This is a genomic window from Streptomyces phytophilus (genome assembly GCF_013870535.1).
Taxonomy (GTDB): Bacteria; Actinomycetota; Actinomycetes; order Streptomycetales; family Streptomycetaceae; genus Streptomyces; species Streptomyces phytophilus.
This window is the reverse complement of the sequence record NZ_JACBXC010001310.1, coordinates 1-1,642: the sequence shown is the minus strand read 5'-3', so window position 1 is coordinate 1,642 and position 1,642 is coordinate 1. Positions and strand designations below refer to the sequence as shown.

General features: G+C 72.8%; 2 protein-coding genes and 1 pseudogene. All 3 read right to left on the bottom strand.

Translation table 11 applies throughout. The features are described 5' to 3' along the window. Positions 1 to 198, bottom strand: a pseudogene (locus tag H5J30_RS31890) (AraC family transcriptional regulator); the annotation flags it as partial. A 75-nt stretch (positions 199 to 273) separates the two neighbouring features. Then, complete coding sequence (locus H5J30_RS31885) at positions 274 to 537, bottom strand: hypothetical protein (RefSeq protein WP_181791075.1); 264 nt, start codon at positions 535 to 537, stop codon at positions 274 to 276. A 122-nt stretch (positions 538 to 659) separates the two neighbouring features. Continuing rightward, entirely contained in the window at positions 660 to 1,520 is an 861-nt protein-coding gene (rsmI, locus tag H5J30_RS31880) for a 16S rRNA (cytidine(1402)-2'-O)-methyltransferase (protein WP_181791073.1), read from the bottom strand. Positions 1,521 to 1,642 lie beyond the last annotated feature (122 nt).

Genomic DNA, 1,642 nt, shown 5'->3' with positions numbered 1-1,642 from the left:
CCAGCGGGAGCGCTCCAGGTCGCAGCCCACCTGGATGAGGGTGGTGACGCCCACCCGGGCGGCCGCGGCCACGGCGTCGGCGACCGTGCCGTCCTGCATGTCCAGGTGCGTGTGCGAGTCCGCCGCGGGGTGCCCGAGCGGTTCGGGCGGCGGCGGCGCGGACTTCGCGTCCGCGCCGCCGGAGGTGTGCTGAGCCATGCCGGGGACTCTACTGGCCCGGTACGACAACGCCGTGCGGGGCGGTTCCCGTGCGGCAGCGGGGTCCCCGCGGGGTCAGGTGCGGCGTGAGCGCTGCCGCACCGATTCGACGGAGCGGACCTGGCCGGCGCGCATGATGCGTACGACGTGCTCGCCGCAGTTCAGGCACGTGGGCCGGGTGAGCGGCGAGGGCACCCGCTCCCCGTCGGTGTGGTACGTGACGAAGGGTCGGCCCTTCGAATCCACGTGGTGGTGGATCTCGTAGGTCTGCTCCCAGCCGTGCCCGCACATCATGCAGGCGAAGGCGTACGACTCGATCACTGGCTCGGGCTCGGACATTGGCAAGCTCCTCTTGTCCAGGTGAGGGACAAGTCGCCGGAACGCATCCCCTATTCCAGTGGACACCCATTCGGCACGGCCCGCAGCCGCCAATACCATCAATTGAAGGAGTTTTGATCCGGCTACTCTGAGTTGTTTGCCGAGTTTTTCGCCGCCACCACGGCATCGAACACCTCGCGCTTGGGTACCCCGGCGTCCCGGGCGACCGCCGCGATGGCCTCCTTGCGCGCCTCCCCCGCCTCCTCACGGACGGTGACCCGGCGGAACAGCTCCGTGGCATCGGGCCGCTCGCGGTCCTGGGGGGCGCCCTCCACGACCACCGTGACCTCGCCGCGTACGCCGTCGGCCGCCCAGTCCGCCAGCTCCCGCAGCGGGCCGCGCCTGACCTCCTCGTACGTCTTGGTCAGCTCCCGGCACACGGCGGCCCTGCGGTCCTCGCCGAAGACTCCGGCCATCGCCGCGAGGCTGTCGGCGAGGCGGTGCGGGGCCTCGAAGTACACCAGGGTGCGCCGCTCGGCCGCCGCCTCGCGCAGCCGCGCCAGCCGCTCCCCCGGTTTGCGCGGCAGGAACCCCTCGAAGCAGAACCTGTCCACCGGCAGCGCCGAGACCGCGAGCGCCGCCAGCACCGCGGACGGGCCGGGCGCGGCGGTGACGGTGATGCCGCGCTTTACGGCGGCGGCGACGAGGCGGTAGCCGGGGTCGGAGACGGAGGGCATGCCGGCGTCGGTGACCAGCAGCACGCGCGCGCCGCCGGCCAGCTCCTCGACCAGGTCGGGGGTGCGGGCGCTCTCGTTGCCCTCGAAGTACGACACGACACGGGCCGTGGGCTGCACTCCGAGCGCCTGCGTCAGCCGGCGCAGCCGGCGGGTGTCCTCGGCGGCGATGACGTCGGCAGCGGCCAGCTCGGTCGCCAGCCGCGGCGGAGCGTCTTCGGGGTCGCCGATGGGCGTGCCTGCCAGTACGAGGAGTCCGGTCACCGTCATCTCACCTGCATCTTCACCATGTTGCGTCACAGCCACGGGCGTCTTCGGCGACCGTTCATACTGCCACGCCCGGTCGGACGCCCCGCGCCCAGGAGCGCCGGCCCCACGGGTGGGCGGCGGGT

Excerpts from the sequence above, each read along its gene's own strand:
- H5J30_RS31885 (WP_181791075.1), bottom strand. The coding sequence starts at position 537 with ATGTCCGAGCCCGAGCCAGTGATCGAGTCGTACGCCTTCGCCTGCATG.
- rsmI (WP_181791073.1), bottom strand. The coding sequence starts at position 1,520 with ATGACGGTGACCGGACTCCTCGTACTGGCAGGCACGCCCATCGGCGAC.